This window comes from Mangrovimonas cancribranchiae (assembly GCF_037126245.1).
Taxonomy (GTDB): domain Bacteria; phylum Bacteroidota; class Bacteroidia; order Flavobacteriales; family Flavobacteriaceae; genus Mangrovimonas; species Mangrovimonas cancribranchiae.
Window position 1 is genome coordinate 1,474,964 of record NZ_CP136925.1, and the last position, 17,539, is coordinate 1,492,502.

16 protein-coding genes are annotated in these 17,539 nt (G+C 28.5%); 7 read left to right on the forward strand and 9 right to left on the reverse strand.

Going from position 1 to position 17,539, the window contains the following annotated elements; translation table 11 throughout:
- Positions 1-94: 94 nt before the first annotated feature.
- Both R3L15_RS06605 and R3L15_RS06610 read right to left on the reverse strand, forming a co-directional pair.
- Positions 95-427: a hypothetical protein gene (locus tag R3L15_RS06605; RefSeq protein ID WP_338734008.1), complete on the reverse strand. Its 333-nt coding sequence runs from the start codon at positions 425-427 to the stop codon at positions 95-97.
- Between the two features lie 62 nt (positions 428-489).
- Positions 490-1,260 (reverse strand): lipocalin family protein, encoded by a 771-nt coding sequence (locus tag R3L15_RS06610; RefSeq protein ID WP_338734010.1) that lies wholly within the window; start codon positions 1,258-1,260, stop codon positions 490-492.
- Between the two features lie 158 nt (positions 1,261-1,418).
- On the opposite strand from R3L15_RS06610, the gene R3L15_RS06615 reads away from it, so the two are divergent.
- The gene (locus R3L15_RS06615) at positions 1,419-1,640 is read left to right on the forward strand and encodes a helix-turn-helix transcriptional regulator (protein ID WP_338734012.1); all 222 of its coding nucleotides are present in this window, start codon (positions 1,419-1,421) and stop codon (positions 1,638-1,640) included.
- Here the strand turns inward: R3L15_RS06615 and R3L15_RS06620 are convergent.
- The 4 genes from R3L15_RS06620 to R3L15_RS06635 all read right to left on the reverse strand — a co-directional run bounded on the left by R3L15_RS06620 (position 1,637) and on the right by R3L15_RS06635 (position 3,708).
- Positions 1,637-2,422, reverse strand: a complete 786-nt coding sequence (locus R3L15_RS06620; protein WP_338734013.1) for a hypothetical protein — start codon at positions 2,420-2,422, stop codon at positions 1,637-1,639. The genes R3L15_RS06615 and R3L15_RS06620 overlap by 4 nt on opposite strands.
- An 86-nt stretch (positions 2,423-2,508) precedes the next feature.
- Complete coding sequence (locus tag R3L15_RS06625) at positions 2,509-2,673, reverse strand: hypothetical protein (RefSeq protein ID WP_338734014.1); 165 nt, start codon at positions 2,671-2,673, stop codon at positions 2,509-2,511.
- Positions 2,674-2,829: 156 nt separating this feature from the next.
- Entirely contained in the window at positions 2,830-3,267 is a 438-nt protein-coding gene (locus R3L15_RS06630) for a JAB domain-containing protein (RefSeq protein WP_338734015.1), read from the reverse strand.
- A gap of 48 nt (positions 3,268-3,315) precedes the next feature.
- Entirely contained in the window at positions 3,316-3,708 is a 393-nt protein-coding gene (locus R3L15_RS06635) for a hypothetical protein (RefSeq protein WP_338734016.1), read from the reverse strand.
- 287 nt (positions 3,709-3,995) lie between these two features.
- On the opposite strand from R3L15_RS06635, the gene R3L15_RS06640 reads away from it, so the two are divergent.
- Genes R3L15_RS06640 through R3L15_RS06665 form a run of 6 tightly spaced genes read left to right on the forward strand, consistent with a single transcriptional unit; the run spans position 3,996 to position 14,236 of the window.
- Positions 3,996-4,289 carry a helix-turn-helix transcriptional regulator gene (locus tag R3L15_RS06640; protein WP_338734017.1) on the forward strand — a complete coding sequence of 98 codons (294 nt, stop codon included), beginning with the start codon at positions 3,996-3,998 and terminating at the stop codon, positions 4,287-4,289.
- Between the two features lie 4 nt (positions 4,290-4,293).
- On the forward strand, positions 4,294-5,868 hold the full coding sequence (locus R3L15_RS06645) for a site-specific DNA-methyltransferase (RefSeq protein ID WP_338734018.1): 1,575 nt from the start codon (positions 4,294-4,296) through the stop codon (positions 5,866-5,868).
- A gap of 10 nt (positions 5,869-5,878) precedes the next feature.
- Positions 5,879-6,733, forward strand: coding sequence for a hypothetical protein (locus tag R3L15_RS06650; RefSeq protein ID WP_338734020.1), 855 nt, complete (start codon positions 5,879-5,881; stop codon positions 6,731-6,733).
- The gene (locus R3L15_RS06655) at positions 6,733-9,414 is read left to right on the forward strand and encodes a DEAD/DEAH box helicase family protein (protein ID WP_338734022.1); all 2,682 of its coding nucleotides are present in this window, start codon (positions 6,733-6,735) and stop codon (positions 9,412-9,414) included. Before R3L15_RS06650 ends, R3L15_RS06655 begins: the two co-directional genes overlap by 1 nt.
- Position 9,415: 1 nt before the next feature.
- A complete protein-coding gene (locus R3L15_RS06660; protein WP_338734024.1) occupies positions 9,416-10,021 on the forward strand; it encodes a hypothetical protein in 606 nt (201 codons plus the stop codon).
- Between the two features lie 42 nt (positions 10,022-10,063).
- A complete protein-coding gene (locus R3L15_RS06665; RefSeq protein WP_338734025.1) occupies positions 10,064-14,236 on the forward strand; it encodes a hypothetical protein in 4,173 nt (1,390 codons plus the stop codon).
- Positions 14,237-14,304: 68 nt separating this feature from the next.
- Here the strand turns inward: R3L15_RS06665 and R3L15_RS06670 are convergent, their stop codons facing one another.
- Genes R3L15_RS06670 through R3L15_RS06680 form a run of 3 tightly spaced genes read right to left on the reverse strand, consistent with a single transcriptional unit; the run spans position 14,305 to position 17,513 of the window.
- Positions 14,305-15,330, reverse strand: coding sequence for a DUF3871 family protein (locus R3L15_RS06670; RefSeq protein WP_338734026.1), 1,026 nt, complete (start codon positions 15,328-15,330; stop codon positions 14,305-14,307).
- Positions 15,311-16,276, reverse strand: coding sequence for an AAA family ATPase (locus tag R3L15_RS06675; RefSeq protein ID WP_338734027.1), 966 nt, complete (start codon positions 16,274-16,276; stop codon positions 15,311-15,313). Before R3L15_RS06675 ends, R3L15_RS06670 begins: the two co-directional genes overlap by 20 nt.
- A 28-nt stretch (positions 16,277-16,304) precedes the next feature.
- Positions 16,305-17,513, reverse strand: a complete 1,209-nt coding sequence (locus R3L15_RS06680; RefSeq protein ID WP_338734028.1) for a site-specific integrase — start codon at positions 17,511-17,513, stop codon at positions 16,305-16,307.
- Positions 17,514-17,539 lie beyond the last annotated feature (26 nt).

Below are 17,539 nucleotides of genomic sequence, written 5' to 3' on the forward strand. Positions count from 1 at the left end.
ATAAATATTTATCATATATGATAACTTTTTAAAAATTAACTTTCTTTAAAAAAAATAATATAGATAAATTTGAGAAGTGGGTGTTTGTTTTAGTTTAATTGAATTTTAGATATTTAAAATGAGTTATAGAAGTTGTAATTAAACTATCAGCATAAAGAATAGATATGATATTTACATTTTCTGATAGTACAGAAAACCCCAAGTCATCTCCTTTAGCCAATGTCAACTCAATAATGCCTAATATATCAGCATTAAAATAAAGTGATACTTCCATTGATGGGTGAATACCATACTTCTTAATAGAATATTGGGTTAATTCATATTTTATAAACTCAAAATCATTAACACTTACTACCACTCCTTCATTTAAATCAAATTCATAGTTTTCGTATTGTTCTCCTATTCTAAATGGCAGTTTAATTTCCATAGTATTAGGGTATAAAAAAACCACCTGAATAAAAGGTGGTTTAAGTTTACATTGGTCTTAGCTTATTCTACTGTAAAAGAATCTTCAGAAAAGTTATAAGTAAAGACTTCGTTATCTTCAATACTTAATGAACTATTTGAAAACAGTATAGTATTAGTCTCAACATCTTTTATCTGAACTTCATATATAACACTATCTTCATAGCCAGTAACATCATATTCAAAACCAATGATATTAAAAGATTCTAAATTCAAATTTTGAATTATGTCGGTATTAGTTTGTGAATTTACTGTTTCAGTGAAAACTTGACCATTTTCATCATCTGAATAATATTCAATTACAATAGGATATTGTTGACTAGAAGAACTCTCACCAGATATTCTAATTTCATACTCCTTTACAGTAGGTGGTAAATCATAATTATCTGCACCATCTCTAAAATAATCCCCCTCATAGGCATTATCATTTGGGTTTGAGGTTTGGATAAACTCTACAATATTATCAGTAATAAATTCTACTCGTTGCACAAAGGTTAGTGTAACTCCCTCTGGAAAAACCATAGTCATTATATCTCCATTGAAACTATATGTTCCTGTCTCTGTTAAAAAATCAAAGTCAGCTCCACCACTCCAATAAGAATAAACCACCTCTCCATTTGCATTGAATGTAAAAGAATTATTAGTTTCTAACCCCACTATTAAGGGATTACCAAAATACCATTTTCCTATTATTTGTGAATCGATTTGATTAGCATCACTAGAGTCATCTGATGAGCTACAAGCAACTACTAAAAATGACATTAATATTAGGGTTAGTTTTAAAATTGATTTCATTGTAAAAAATTTATAGTTAATAATTTGTTTGGTGTGTTGATTAAGTTTTGATTGACTTAGATTCTGTACAGTTAAAATTCAAAAATAGCTATTTATCATATATGATAACCATTTAGTTATCATAAACAACAACTTTGTGTGTCAACCTATCTAAAGAAATGACAGACAAAACAAAGTTACAATTAGCTGTTGGTAAACGGATTAAAGAATTAAGAGAGAAAAAGATGATTCAGCAACAAGACATTGCAGCAGCATGTAACATAGAAAAGTCAAACTTTAGTCGTATTGAAGCTGGTAATACTAATCCAACAATTTATACATTGAGTAAAATTGCTGATAAACTTGAGGTTAGTCTTTCTGAATTACTAAAATTTGACTAGTATTCTATTTGAGAGTCCATTTTTTCAATTAACTCCCTAGATAGACTATAAGGAAACTTATCTATAAAACTATAATAAGCTACCTTTTTAATAGATGTTACATCTTTTAAAGTTTTCTTATCTGAATCACATAAAACAGCAATATCTTCTTTAAAATAAGATAAAGGTTGATTTAACCTATTTACATAAATTTCTATATTATTTTCAATATCTAACTTACCTTCTTCTTTAGCTAAAAACAAAGTTTCAAAAATTTTTAAATACTCATTGAAATAGACACCTTGATTTCTTGAAATAGCTTTTGTAAATTCTTTATCAAAAAGCCCTGTTTCATTCAACCATTTGTTGAGTGTTTTCTTTGTAGTACCAAATTCAAGAGCAATATCCTCTTTAGAAATTGAAAACTGTTTAAATAAAGACATCATCAACTCATCATCTGTAATTTCTTCATTTTTCTTTATAAAGATTGTTTTAACAATAATAGATTTTAGACCTGCTTTATCATTTAAAATTGCATCAACTCCTTTTTGATTGGTTATTAATTTTTTAAGTTCAGGAACTTTTTCTTTTATGCTTCTAAAACTTCTAATAAGACCAGAAATATTATTAAAGTTTAGTTCTGAATACAAAGCATTGAAAAAGTCATAATTCACTTCTCTTTTAAAAGCCTCAAGAAATTCTTCTTCTGAATTAGTTTCTTCCTTTAAAGACCGTAGCTTATTAATAGCTTTTTCTTTATCACCATCCCCTAATAAATAAACAAGTGTGCTATTTAATAACACACTTGTTCTTTTTTTAGGTAATGAATTTATTTTTTTTCTAATCTTGTTTAACACATAAGTAAACTTAGATTATAAAAATAAAAAAACTATTTAATTAATGCTTGTAAATAAGCTATTTCATTATTTCCTGCTCCCCATTTATCTCTACATGCATTAACTCCTCCCTGTGGTTTCCAGCCTTTTTCAATGTGCTTATTAACTGCTTCAATTAAGTAACCTAAATGAATCTCTCTTAAAACTAAATATTCCATTTTTAAAATTTAAATTGTTATAAGGGCAAACTTAATACTGTTCTAATTCATCAATCTAAATTCTCCCTGATGGAATTAAAAAATGGCTATTAATATATATCTGAACAATTCTTAATTGTCATATTTATAGCCTTAAAGAGTGGTTTGTAACTTCATTCACATTTGTGATTCATCTGCAAAACTATAATATCCTTCTCTTGATAGTATGATATGGTCAAGGACTTTAACATCTAAATAGTTTCCTGCTTCTTTAAGTTTTTTTGTTAGTCTTAAATCAGCTTCACTAGGTTTTAAATTTCCTGAAGGATGATTGTGAGCTATGACTATACTTGAAGCGTTACACTTTAAAGCTACACTAAAAACCAACTTAGCATCTACTACTGTACCTGACACACCTCCTTTTGATAAAGGATAGATTCCCAAAACTTGATGGTTTCTATTTAGCAGTAACACCTTAAATTCCTCTTGTAACTCAATGATTTTCTGAGACCAACAAGACAAAAGCAGTTCATAACTATCCTTACTGTTAGTAATCTTTACCTTATCTCTATTACCTGAAGTGTAAGAGACTTTTATTTCCTGTATTGTATTCATAATTCAAAAAATAAATGCCCAAAACCATTAGTCTTGGGCATGTTGATTTTAACTAGATAGTAATGGGTGATGTTCCTCACTTGCAGTTTCACTAGGAACAAAATCATCAATTGTGGACTCACTCATATCATTTCTTCCTGATGGTGTTTCAGGAACATATTGATACTTATGAGATAATTGAATAATCTCTCCTGTTTCCTTGATTGTGTAATCATAAGGGTCACATTCAATTTTGGCTATTTCACCAGGAATTTCACTTCCTAATAAGGACTTACAGGTTTCTTCATCAAAAGTTGATGAAATAGATGCTTTTCTTGCTGTAGCATAGAAGTTGTTAGTTTCTCTACTTTGCACTAATTCTACACCACCTTGAATGATTAAAGCAAAGAATACATTGCCTTCATCAGATTCTCTTTGTTGATAGTTAACAATTCGTACCATGATTTTAAAATTTTTGAGTTGAACATTTCTTTTCGTAAAACAACATCTTCAACTATCAGAAAAGGAACAGCTATCACCTTGTTCATTTTTTTCTTGACGACTAAAAAATTTTGTTTTACTCACAGAGGGGTGGGGATTCCCCTTTGCTCAAGTATGGGTGGGGGTGTTGAGCAAGGTGAGTTAGATTCACGATATGACCTCACCAAAAAAATTTTAAAAAAATTTTATATGACATTTAAACTTACTAGATTTAGACAATCTTTGACAAGAACTAATTTGACTAGCAAATGACACTCTCAGAATTATTAAAATCTAAAAGAGAAACTAAAAACCTATTATTAAGAGAAGTAGCCTCTATGATAGATGCAGATACTGCTCTTATAAGTAAAATTGAAAAAGGAGATAGAAAACCCACAAGAGAACAAATAGATAAACTTGCTTTAGCTTTAGATATAGACTACAACAAGCTATTAACCCTATGGCTAAGTGAAAAAGTATATGAAGATGTACAAGGAGAACAAGTGGCTTTAGATGCCATAAAACTAGCGTTAAAAAGAATTAAAACAGAAGTAAAGAACTAACCATATGCCAACACTTAACTGGATAGGAAAAGAAAAAGTAATAAACCACCACCAAGATGTACCTTATAAAATTCTAGAACCCCAATATACTTTTGGTTTAGATAATAAAACTGGCAATGCCAGTGAAAACAAAATTATACATGGCGATAACCTAGAAGCCTTAAAAAGTTTACTACCAGAATATGAGGGTAAAATAAAATGCATCTATATAGACCCACCTTACAATACAGGTGATGAGAAATGGATTTATAATGATAATGTAAATAGTCCTAAAATAAAAAAGTGGTTGGGTAAAATAGTTGGAGCTGAAAGTGATGATTTGTCTAGGCATGACAAATGGCTGTGCATGATGTATCCAAGGTTAGTTTTACTCAATAAACTTCTCGCTAAAGATGGAGTAATATTCATATCAATTAACTTTAAGTATGAACATACTCATCTAAAATGCATATGTAATGAAATTTTTGGTGAAAGAAACTATCTTGGAGAGCTAACTTGGGAATCCACTACACAACCAATTAATTCTGGTTCAGCTAGATTTGGTTTACAACAAAAAGTTGAACCTATTGTTTTTTATGCTAAAAACAAAAATAACATTAATGGCTTTATATTAGAAGAAATTGAAAGTGGACTAAAGTATCCTCATACAGGGGTTTTAGGAAAATGTCGATTTGAAATTATTGAAAAATCTGATGCTGGTGGCTATCAAAGAGACACTATGAAATTTGAAATTTTAGGACAAAAACCTAGAGATGGGAAAAGATGGCAGATAGGTATAGACACAGCTATTGAGCTTGAAAAAAATAATAGATTAGAAATTGTAGATGGCTTGGTCAAAAGAGCTGTTTACCCAGAAGATGAATTAGAAAAAAGAAAATTTATACCATTTTGGTCTCACTTTAGTTCAGAACAGGTAGGTTCAGCTCTTAATGGCAAAGAAATTTTAAATGAGGTAATGGGAGAAGCTGTAGGTTTTGACACTGTAAAACCTCCAAAATTAATTGAGGAATTATTATCACACTTTCCAAAAGATGCAATCATACTAGATTCCTTTGCTGGTTCAGGTACAACTGCTCATGCAGTATTAAACCTTAACAAATATGATGGTGGTAATAGAAAATTCATTTTAGTAGAAATGGAAGACTATGCCAATACCATTACTGCTGAAAGAGTAAAAAGAGTAATAAATGGTTATGGAGAAGACAAAAAAGCTGTAAAGGGTACAGGAGGAGATTTTACTTACTATGAGCTTGGAGAGTCTTTATTTTTAGATAATGGTTTTTTGAATGAAGATATTGCCTTAGATAAAATACTAGAGTATGTTTGGTATAGTGAAGCTAAAACACCATTTACAAAACCTAAAGAAGACTACTTATTAGGCTCTAAAAATGATACAGCTTATTATTTCTATTACCAAAAAGATAGCTTAACCACATTAGATGAAAGTTTTTTAAGGTCTATTAAAACCAAAGCTAGTCAGTACATTATTTATGCAGATAATTGTTTGCTAGACCAAAGCATTATGGACAAGTATAATATTGTGTTTAAAAAGATACCAAGAGATATAACCAGATTTTAATACTAAAAGAATGATTGAAGATTTATATTTTTTAGATGATGGTAAAGTAAAAATTAGTGCCGCAACAGTTGGTATTAGTAAAAAAAGATGGGAGTACATACATGAATCAGAAGATGATGGTATTAATCACATTAAAAAAATGAAAAGTCAAAGATTTGACCATTTACCAATTGTTTCAAAAAATGGTAATATCAATGAATTTTATAAAACCAAAGCACCAGATAATTTTGAACATATAGAAAAACATACCATATCTTTTGAAGACATAATACCCTTAAATACAAATATTGAAACTATAATTGATAAGTTTCATAAAGAAAAGAGAACCTTTTATTTTCTTAGCTTTAATGATGATGTTTCTGGACTAATTACTATAGGTAATTTAAATTGTAAACAGGTTCAAATCTATATATTTAGTTTAATCTGTGAATTAGAAAAAGAACTTGCATTATTTGTTAATTACCATTTATCTCATGAAGAAATACTTGATTGGCTCAATGAAAAGGCTATAGCATTTGAACAGGCTAATATGAAAGATAAGTGTAAAACTAATAAATACCAAAGTATTATTAATCAATATGAAGAACTTGTTGAAAGTGGTCTTGAAAATTATTTAACTGAGCATTTTTTTCTTGTAGATTTATTTAACATCATTCTTAAAAAGAAACTATTTAAAAATCTTTCATATTCAGGAAATAATTGGGAAGATTTGAATAGTATAAACAACATTAGAAACAAGATAGCTCACCCAACAAGAAGTCTTTTAGATAAAAATAACACTATTGATAAACTATGGGAAAGACTACTAAAAATAAAAAAATTACTATTTAAATTAAATAGTTATAAAAAAAATCAGGGATATTAATGGAATTAAAACCATACCAACATAAAGTAATAAAAGATTTAGAGCATTTTTTGTCTTACGTGCAAAAAGAAGCAACACCTGCTAATGCTTTTAATAAATATTGGGAAGATAAATTAGGAATGCCTTATACACCACAATTAGATGGTTCTTTTGAAGGTATGAAGCCCTATAAAGACAATATTCCAAATGCAGTACACATAGCCATAAAAGTGCCTACTGCTGGTGGTAAAACCTTTATAGCTTGTAATGCTTTGCATACCATAAACAAGCATTTTTATCAGGGAAATGCAAAAGCAGTGGTTTGGCTAGTACCTTGGTCTAATTTGTTGCAACAAACTGTAAATAATTTATCAAATCCTAACCATCCTTATAGAGAAAAGTTAAATAGTTTATTTGGTAACAGAGTTGAAGTTTATGAAAAAGACCAGTTACTACAAGGAGCTAATTTTAACCCTACTTCTGTAACAGAACAGCTAAACATTTTTGTATTTAACTTTAGTAGTTTACGCATAAACTCAAGAAAGAAAGATGACAGAAAAGTGTTTCAAGAAAATGGTGCATTAGAGGCTTTTAGAAATACTATTGTAGATAAAGACTTTGTGTTACCAGATACAGATGAAACTGCTTTAATTAATGTTATAAGAAGCCTCAACCCTATTGTTATTGTAGATGAGAGTCATAATGCAGAAAGCGATTTAAGTGTAGAGATGCTAAATAACTTAAATCCCTCTTTAGTACTAGACCTTACTGCTACACCTAAAGAAAATAGTAATATTATCTCTTTTGTAAATGCCTTGGCTCTTAAAAAAGAACATATGGTTAAGCTACCTGTTGTTGTTTATAACCATCATAAAAAAGAAGAGGTTATTACAAGTGCTTTACACCTACAAAGACAATTAGAACTATTAGCTATTGAAGAAGAAAAAGCTACAGGAAAATACATTAGACCAATTATATTATTTCAAGCACAATCTAATATAAAAGGAAAAAACAATACTACGTTTCAAAAAATAAAGGAACAGTTAGTAAAACTTCAAATTCCAGAAGAACAGATAAAAATTAAAACTAGCGGTATTGATGAGCTTAAAGGTATTGACCTAATGGCTAAAGATTGTCCTGTAAAATATATAATTACAGTAAATGCTTTAAAAGAAGGTTGGGATTGCCCTAATGCCTATATACTAGCTTCACTTGCAGATAAATCTTCAGCAGTAGAAGTAGAACAAATTTTAGGAAGAGTTTTAAGACAACCTTATGTAGTTAAACACAAAGAAGCATTATTAAATATGTCTTTTGTATTAACAGCTTCATCAAAGTTTAATGAAACACTAGATAGCATTGTTAAAGGGTTACAAGAATCAGGATTTAGTAAAGATGATTATTATGCAGAAGAAGCTAAAGAAGAAGAATTAACACCTAATGAGGTATTGACCCAAGACTTATTTGCAGATGAACCTAAACCTGATGACTATGTACAATCTGATGAAGATTTTGATGTTGATGCAGTTAAATTCAACCCTAATGAAGAGGTTACACTTGATACTATTAATCAGCAAAACACTTTAGTATCTCATATCACAGAAAAAGCAAAAGTTGAAGGACAAACTTTTGAGCAGAAAGTTAATGATATAGAGATTGATGATACGACTTCTATTTTTACAGATATTATGAAAACTGCACCAAAAGTCTATAAGCTAGACTCTCAATTTAAAGCTATTGCCAACACTATAAAATTACCTCAATTCTTTAAAAAAGTAGAAGAAAGTGAACTGGATGGTGTTAGTTTATTTGAAGAATTAAATTCAGAAGACCTATATCTTAATAAGGTTAGTCTTTTAGATGGTTTTAAACTATCAAATTACAGTACACAAGTAACTTTTGATGATATTTCTAAAGAGATATATGCTGTAGATTTTAATGAGCAAAAAAAAACTGCTACTGCCCAAAAGGTAAGTAAGAGAGCAAAAGACATTCTAGTAGATACTATTTTGTCTAAACCTAAAGAATCACAAATAAATCAAATAAGTAGTATCATAGTTTCCAAATTGGGAGATATGACACCTATTTCTCAACAAGAATTACAAAAATATGTAAGTCGAGTTTTTGACAATTTATCTAGTGAACAAATCAGAGATATAGTAGATAATGACTTTATTTATGTAAAAAAGATTAAAGACAAAATCAATGAATTAACAGACACTTATGCTAAAGAGCGTTTTAAAATTCTTATAGATAGCAACAAGATTGTTGTAAAAGAAAATTTTGAGTTTCCTGAATCATTATCCTTTTTAAACCCTAGTACAACTATAAGCAAATCACTCTATGATAGAGAAGCTAGTATGAACAACTATGAGCAAAAAATGATTATGGAAGTAGCTTCACTAGACAACATAGTGTTCTGGCACAGAAATCTTGAAAGAGGCAAAGGTTTTGCTTTAAATGGTTTTAGCTCTAATCATTATCCAGATTTTATACTTTACACTAAAAAAGGTAACATTATCTTATTAGAAACAAAAGGTGATGTGTATGATAATGATGATAGTAGAAATAAAAATATTTTAGGTAAAACTTGGGCTGAAAAAGCTGGAGATAACTATAAATACTTCATGGTATTTGAATCTAAACAAGTTGAGAATACTTATACAGCACATAGTGTAATTGAAGTAATTAAAGGGTTGTAAAATGACTACTGATTTACATATTATAAGTAACTGTAGGTCTTTTACAAAAAACACTATTAAAGAGAACAAAGATGAGTTTCTGGCTAATTTAAAGGCGTTAAAATTAGACCATATTACTATTATTGGTTCAGGTAAACTAACTGGAGATTGGGAATATGAATTTCCAGAAATTTATTGCGAAAAACAAGATAAGGTTATACCAGATATAGATGCTAAAGAATTAATATGTTATAACAGTCCTTTTGTATTTAACATAAGGGTTTATGAGAACTGTGTTGAATTGATAACTATATATAAGTATCGATTTTTATATGAAGATGAAAAGACAGATTACCTAAATGAATTTAGAAAAAATGTTTATGATATAATATCAATTTTTGGCGGTACTGAAATTATTTATCTAGCCGATAATGGTTGTGATAAATTAGCTGAATATTTAGAATGCCAAGTCTGGGAAGGAATATCATACCATGATATTAAAAAAGACATGATAAATAAAAAGTTGTCTTTTGTTTCTGATTATGACAACTTGAAATTAAACCATCTAACCTACAGAAATATAAAAGAAATAGTTTTTGATGATTTCAGTAATTTAAAAGTTAAATGAGAAATTGTACAAACTAACTCTTGAAATGTTAATAGCTAAATAATGTCTAGAATAAATAATAGTCATAATCAATTTAAAGACTCTATAAATTTAGGAAAGAAAAGTAATTCTTTAATTCCAAAAATAAAAAACTGGTGTTCTAATATAAAAATTGACTCAGAATATGGAGGGATGATGGGTGAAATGGGCTTACCTACAATGAATACCATATCATGTACTCAATTTAGAGGTGGTAGTGCTATGAACCTTGAATGGATTGCTCATGACTTTATTGTTGGCAATTGCCCAAATTGTAAGTTTCATAATGAGTTAAGTAAAAACAATTTTGGAAGAGTTGTACTCATAGAACATGAAAAAAGAAGAAAAAAAAGGGAGAGGGAAAAATCACAAGAGTTAGAAATTATAAGACTATTAGAACAAAAATTAAATGATTTTCTAAAAGACAAAGAAAAATTAAAAACTACAGAAGTATCCATTCTAAAGCTATTGATTTCATTAAAAGAAAGCTCTTCAAATATTAAGAAAAAAGCAAATGAATTATTTGAAGCTAGTAAATTGTCTCCGTCATTCTTCACCTCTTTATCTTTAGATTATTTATCTATTTATTTAAATGATGATGAAATTAATAATCTAATAATTGATTCTTGTCAAAACATAATAGCACATAATGAAAATGTTATCTCAAAATACTTTCAAGAGAAAGTAATTTCACTCATTGAAAATGAAAAGACAGTTAATCTATTTTTAAAAGTTTTGCCTTTTAAAAATCTAAAAAAAGAACAGGTGATTAATATTTCACCTTATCTAATAAAAAATTATGACTTGAGTTCATTTGACAGATATAATCATTTTGAAAATCATTCAACTTCAATAATTTCTTTCTTCAACAATTTGTATATAACATATCGCGAAGATTTTTATTTTCTTTTCAAGAAAAGTTTACAAGAATCAGATTCTAATTTCAGAGCAAATACTGTATTAATTTTAAATCACCTCTTTTCATTAAACTGTAACACAACAATCCCTTTAATCAAAGACTTAGTAAAGTCGTTAGACCTTCAAGACTCAGATTTTCCAAAATCTGCTGATTTTATTATTTCAAATACTTTAGTTAAAATAACAAAATCACATGCTCAAAAAGTTTTTGATACCATTAATAACGAATTTGAAAAAATGACTATTGGAGGTAAAATTGAAGTATTTAGGTTTTATGAGTTGTATATAAATGACTCTAAAAAGAATACTAAAAGCACATACACATTAAATTTAATTAATCAACTTATCAAAATTTGTTTAGATAAAAACCCACCAGAATTAAAGAAAAAAGCAATAAACACATTAGAAAATTTTAGTAGAGAAAATCCAGAAATGATACTAAAAGATTTTGATAGTTTTATTGGGGTTTTAAGTAATTCCGTTATTGCAAAATCCACTTTTGAATGGTATAAAAAAGACTTAGATAAAGACACACTAACTTTTAATCCCTTAAAAGGAAAGAATGTTTATGATATAATTAATGAAGAAAATAAACTTGAACATGAAATTCGTGAACTTAAAGGTATTCTTAAAAACTTATTAAAACATAATCCAACTAAACTTTATGAAAAGTTAATTGAAATTATCAGAAATATTGAAGAAAAGGACAAAAATGGTACACAACTAAAACTATTCTTTATTGAAATTTTAAGGGATGGTGTCAATGATTCTATTTTATTGACTAATATTTTACCAGATTTACATAGTTGGTTGTTAGACTTTAAGAATATTTCATTAAGAGTACAAGCATTAAAGTTTATTGAAAAACTATTATCAAATCATTTTAACATTGTTCCTCAAACCATTTTTAGTTTACTAGAAATTTTCCTCAATGATAGTGACAATCTCATAAAAAAATACACTATTCTTTGCTATAAACAAATTCTGATTAATAAAAAAAGGATAACTAATGAAGATACTAAAACTCTCCTGAACTTGTACAAAGACAAGTATGTGATTGTTCATAAAACTGCAACAGAAATAACTTATAAACTATTTGACTTACTGGATATTAAAGGTAGGCACATTCTTTTAGCATATTTACTTGACCTATTAGAGGTTTATCATAATGAAAATGATAGAGATGTTGAATTTTGTAAAAAATTATTCAAGCAATCAATGTATGTAAGTAAGGGGGTTAATCCAAACCATTTTGATAAAGTTGAGAAAGTATTGATAAAAAAATACTTAATTGAATATTGCAGGAATGGTGATTATTATTCTTGTCTAAACTCTTTAAAAGAACTTAATACCTTTAGGAAAAAGAATAGTTACTACAATGCTCTATGGTTAGAATGTTCCTTATTGTTTCTTAATAAAACTACACCAAATAAATTTCAACCTTTCCTTAATTCTGATAGAGGGAAAATCTATATAGAAATTCTTTCATTAAACTTGATTGACTTATTATCTTTCAAAGAGATTATGAAAGAAAATATCAAAAAGAGAAGTCTTGAAAATATTGATTTATATATTAATGATTTAAACTTCACTCTAATTATTTTTTCCTTTTATGGTTTAAACGAAGATATTTTAGAGATTACTAGTTTCATAAAAGAAAAAATTCCAAGTATTAAAACTCTTGATTATTTCTTTAATAAAATTGATGAGTTCTCAAGGTTTGCAAAACTAGCTTTAATTAAACAAAATAATATATCTAACCTTGAATTAAGTGGATTAATTGATAATCAAGAAATTTCAAAAAATGAGGTTATTGCAATTCAAGAAGCATTAACCAAAAAACAATTTACTCTTTTCTACAATTTTAAAATTAAAAATATAGATATTGTTTTAAATGAGAAAAATGAGTTGTTATCTAACTATAAAAAACTTGAAGACCTTTCGTCTAACTCAAAAGAAGAAGGTTTTTTCTTTAGTTTAAAATCACTGGGAATTGGTATATTGTTTCTAATCGAATGGTCTAAAGATATATTAGAAGGCAATATAAATTCTAACAGTAAATTGATTGCTTCTAAAACTAATATGTCACTTATAAACACTGATTGCTTCAGCCATATTCCATTATTAAAAGAACAAATTCAAAATATTATAGAGTCTATAAAAGTTATTAAAGATTTTAACCCAGAAAAGATCATAGAATTAGTTAATAAGTATGCTGAAATAAAAATTCCCTTTATTTATCATTTAAGGAAAAATGAAAAAAAATTCTATAGTGAAAATATTAATGAAAAAACACATGAGGAAAATGAAGTTAATATAGTTTCATTAGAACTATATATAAGAAATAATCCTTGGGCAAATCCACAAATACTCAAATCGAAAGAAGTATATATTATTAAAGGTATTGTGAAATTGAATAATATTCCTTCTGGTTATAAAATTCTAAAAATTCAGCCATCAACAACAAGTTCAAAAATTTTTGAATTAAATATTGAAGAAATACAACTTGATAATGATAAATTGCAATATGAGGTCAATGGTAGTATTCTTTTTAACTATTCTCAAAATAGTTTAGATGAATTAATTACCATAAAACTAATTCCATTTTTTTCAAACAAGAAAGATAAAATTTGCCCAACAATCATAGGATATGATGAATTAATAACAAAAGTCTTAGATGAAAAAAATGAAATTTTTCAAACAGGTTTTAAAATGATGGATAAAAAGAGTTTTGAACTATATAACGACCCCTTGATAAAACAATTAGATAATGAAGAAAAAAATAATTTCTTTACTTTACTTAATGGAATTGTTAATTATCAAGGCTATTGTTTACAAAGTGGTAAATACAAAGGTGTAAAAAATTATAAAGAAGATAAATTTAGAGATGAGCTTATTCAGCATTTAACGGCAAATCCAAGTATAGGTGAAAATATATCTAAAGAAGCTCACAATGCGGGTGGCAGAGTTGAAATTACTTTTAAAGGCATTCCAACAGAATTAAAAGTAGAAACGAAATTATCTGAAAGAAATAAAATTATTGAAAAATATGGTAATCAACCTCTAGCTTATTCAAGTGGTAATTCTAAATTAGTTTCAATTATTTGTGTTTTAGACTTAACAGAAAAAAAATCACCGCCAAGTCCAGCAATAAATAATATAATTATAAATACAATGAAAACTCATGGCTTTCAAAATAATAATTCCGAATACAAACCCTTTCAAATATTTGTTTTTATAGATGGTAATACCAAAAACCCAAGTGATTACAGTAAATAAAAACAATAATCTAAATTTAAATAATTTAAACCACCCTGCATAAGGCAAGGTGGTTCTTTCAACTCAAATCAATCAAGAAACCATTGGTACTTGGAATCCCCATTGAGAGTTTGTGCCAATCCATTTACAAATTGAAATGCATTTAAGTTTCGATTTAAAAATGTGTCAATATAACTAGACTTAACAGCTCCTGTACATAAATTATAAAGTTTCCATAAGTCTATGCTACCATCTTTACTTCTGCAAAAATTAACATCGTTATAATAATCCTTTGCAATGGTGCTGAACTGGTTATCTGTCAACATTAAATTAGGTAACTCTTGCTTTTCACTTTTCGGTAAATAGTTATAAAGTTTTGCTTTACCTATAAGCTGACCAAACTGTTTTTCACTTAAAGTAAATTGTGATAATCGCTCCATAGTATTTAGATGAAAGTCAGCATCATAATTGGAAACCAATTGTGCTACTTTTTCACCAAGTTCATGGGTACTCATAACCTTAATTTCATCTTTATATCCATCTGTTGAAATACACAGGTTTGTACAGATTTTATTAACATATCCAATAAACATTTTAAAGCGTTGCACGGAATGTTTACTATGCAAATTATCTGTTGAATAGGATTTTACACCACCAACACATAAGGAAACTTCATTTCCATTAATGATTTTGGTTTGTGATGGTATTTTAGAAACCCATGCAACGCGCTCATAGAAAATTGTCTTTTGATGGTCTTGCAAATCCTTTGTTGGAATGTGCAAAGCATCAGGCGTTCTCCCTTTTACCATATGTGAAACCCTTAATTGAGGTCTAGTTATTTCAACATTTCCTAAACTTGCAGATACTGCATTAATTGCAGTTTCTACAAATTCGGTATGGCTAATCGCAACCTCACTATCCTTAAATACTGGCACGATACAATCTTTTTTTAAGTGTTCCATTGTCACTTGCATTGTATTAGCCTCAATAAAAGGGTTAGGCTCTATTTTTTCCTTTTCTGATAGTACTAGACGATTGTTTTGTAATTGCTTATTACTATCAGGAAAGAAAGTATTATTACTTCCCTGATTTTGCTTAACTTTTATTAATTCCATTGCTTGAGAAGTTTGAAGGTTTAACTAAATTTTCTAATTGTTGTTTTTTGCTTTGAAACTGACTATTTAATGTCTGCTGAAACTGTGGAAACTCCTTGTAGAGCTTCATTAACTCACTTATTGATAAACATTCATTAATTCTTGATTCAACTTCATTTTGGCTTATACTACCTTGGTTGCACCAGTCCAAAAGCTGGCGACCTATTTTTGAGGTAATGACAAATTCACTTTTGTTCATATATAGTCCCGTTCGATCCTTTGAAGCTCTAACAAGATGATTGTCATTTATTAACTCAAAGTTTAACGTCAGCTCATACTCATAGCCGTCAGCCGTAATTTCTTTTGTACCATGTTTAACAACTTTTGACTTACCATTGCTACCAATATCTAATGAGTAATCAATTTTTCGCCTTGTAGTTGTAATAATATGGCATTTTGATTGTAGGATACTATCAATAAAGGCTTGATGTCTTTTTTTTACAGGCATCCAGTCCTGAAAACGACCTCCGAGTTGTTCGTGAATTTGTAGGCAACCGCCTGTTCCTGACCACTCAGGGCTGACGGAATCAATAATAATAACTTCCATACCTGCATCCTCGCAGACTTTGATAGCTTTAATATATCTTTCTGGACTAAATGGTGCTGATAAATCCAATGTATTATAGTTTCCTAGGTGGCTGTAAAGTGACCCTGATGAGTTTTCACTGTCTATAAGAGCAATTTTACTCCAATCGTTTGTCATGCCATAGGCTAACAATAAAGCACTATGAGTTTTGCCAAATCCTGATGCGCCAGAAATTCCAATTCGTAGCTTTACTCGTTCTCTCTGACTTTTCTTTAATTCCATAATTTTTGTATTTAAAATAATTAATAATTGTTGTTTATAATTGTTAAGTTTTATCTGAATAAATTCCATGAAAAAAGGATGAATATTTATAATATCCATCCTTTACATATTTTAAGAAGTTTCTTAACTAAAGGTCTAATAGTTTTTCGTTGGCATCATCAATAATGTCATTTTCAAACTCCTTTAGGTAGCTGTTAGTAACATCTAAATTAGCATGTCCCATGGATTCTGAAATTACATCTGTCCTAATGCCTTTATATTTCATTATTGTAGCATATGAGTGACGTGCAACATAACTGGTAATGTTTTTGTTAATACCTTGGATAGATGCAATCTCTTTAAGTTCTCGATTAAATACTTTAAGCATTTTATCTTTTCTATATTCAATTTGCATCGGTTCTAATCCAACTTTACCAAGTATAGGAAACACATAAGGTGTGTCTCTGTTTTGTGCTTTATAATAATCCAAGATTTTCTGTACAGGTTCAAGTATTTTAATGATAAAAATCTTACCTGTTTTAGAACGCTTATAATACACTTTACCATCTTCAATATTTTTCCATTCTAGTTTCATCATATCTACATAATTAATACCTCGTAGATAGAAGCTAAATAAGAACATATACTTAGTATCCGTAAGATGAGGATACTTATTTAGGTCAAGAGCTTCAAACTTTTTAAATTCTGAGACTGTTAATGCTCGTTTTACATTTTTACCTTTGAGTTTTGAAATTTTGTAAGCTCTAAATGGATAATTTTGAGCATTAGCTTCTCCCATTTTAATAGCATAATTATATAATGCTCTAATGGTTCTCATTTTAAGAGAGATACCTCCATCTGTGTTTTTTCTATTTCTTAAATAAACCTCATACTTGTCCAATAGTTTAGGGGTAATATCCCTAAATAGAATATTCTTGTTTTTATTAAACTTGAAAAATGAATTTTTGACATCCTTATATGCACGTGCATTTCCTGTTTTATGGGATTTTTTGAGGTCGTTTATTCTTTCGTTCCAAAATTCCAATACAGTTGTAACGTTTCCTTTCCTCTTATTTCTGAATTTATTCTCAAATTCGGATAAAGTAAAATCAATACCGTTAACAGCAAATTCGTCAATAACTGCATAAGCACGTTCCTTAAACTTGTTAAGCAGTCGATTACGTTTTATATAATTTGGATGATTTCTTTTAAACTCATTACCATCCCATTCATCTTTTAGACAGCTTAAATTCAAGCTAATACGCTTTACCTTTCCATATTTAATAATTTGAAGGTAAATTGGATACTCTCCACTGGACAAGGCTTTAGATTTTTGAATAATCTTAATACTTGCCATATCTTTATATTGTTATAAACAGCCCC

Bases quoted from the DNA above. Each gene is read 5' to 3' on its own strand.
- R3L15_RS06610 (WP_338734010.1), bottom strand. From the start codon at position 1,260: ATGAAATCAATTTTAAAACTAACCCTAATATTAATGTCATTTTTAGTA.
- R3L15_RS06650 (WP_338734020.1), top strand. From the start codon at position 5,879: ATGATTGAAGATTTATATTTTTTAGATGATGGTAAAGTAAAAATTAGT.
- R3L15_RS06625 (WP_338734014.1), bottom strand. From the start codon at position 2,673: ATGGAATATTTAGTTTTAAGAGAGATTCATTTAGGTTACTTAATTGAA.
- R3L15_RS06660 (WP_338734024.1), top strand. From the start codon at position 9,416: ATGACTACTGATTTACATATTATAAGTAACTGTAGGTCTTTTACAAAA.
- R3L15_RS06645 (WP_338734018.1), top strand. From the start codon at position 4,294: ATGCCAACACTTAACTGGATAGGAAAAGAAAAAGTAATAAACCACCAC.
- R3L15_RS06655 (WP_338734022.1), top strand. From the start codon at position 6,733: ATGGAATTAAAACCATACCAACATAAAGTAATAAAAGATTTAGAGCAT.
- R3L15_RS06635 (WP_338734016.1), bottom strand. From the start codon at position 3,708: ATGGTACGAATTGTTAACTATCAACAAAGAGAATCTGATGAAGGCAAT.
- R3L15_RS06670 (WP_338734026.1), bottom strand. From the start codon at position 15,330: ATGGAATTAATAAAAGTTAAGCAAAATCAGGGAAGTAATAATACTTTC.
- R3L15_RS06640 (WP_338734017.1), top strand. From the start codon at position 3,996: ATGACACTCTCAGAATTATTAAAATCTAAAAGAGAAACTAAAAACCTA.
- R3L15_RS06630 (WP_338734015.1), bottom strand. From the start codon at position 3,267: ATGAATACAATACAGGAAATAAAAGTCTCTTACACTTCAGGTAATAGA.
- R3L15_RS06615 (WP_338734012.1), top strand. From the start codon at position 1,419: ATGACAGACAAAACAAAGTTACAATTAGCTGTTGGTAAACGGATTAAA.
- R3L15_RS06605 (WP_338734008.1), bottom strand. From the start codon at position 427: ATGGAAATTAAACTGCCATTTAGAATAGGAGAACAATACGAAAACTAT.
- R3L15_RS06675 (WP_338734027.1), bottom strand. From the start codon at position 16,276: ATGGATATTATAAATATTCATCCTTTTTTCATGGAATTTATTCAGATA.
- R3L15_RS06665 (WP_338734025.1), top strand. From the start codon at position 10,064: ATGTCTAGAATAAATAATAGTCATAATCAATTTAAAGACTCTATAAAT.
- R3L15_RS06680 (WP_338734028.1), bottom strand. From the start codon at position 17,513: ATGGCAAGTATTAAGATTATTCAAAAATCTAAAGCCTTGTCCAGTGGA.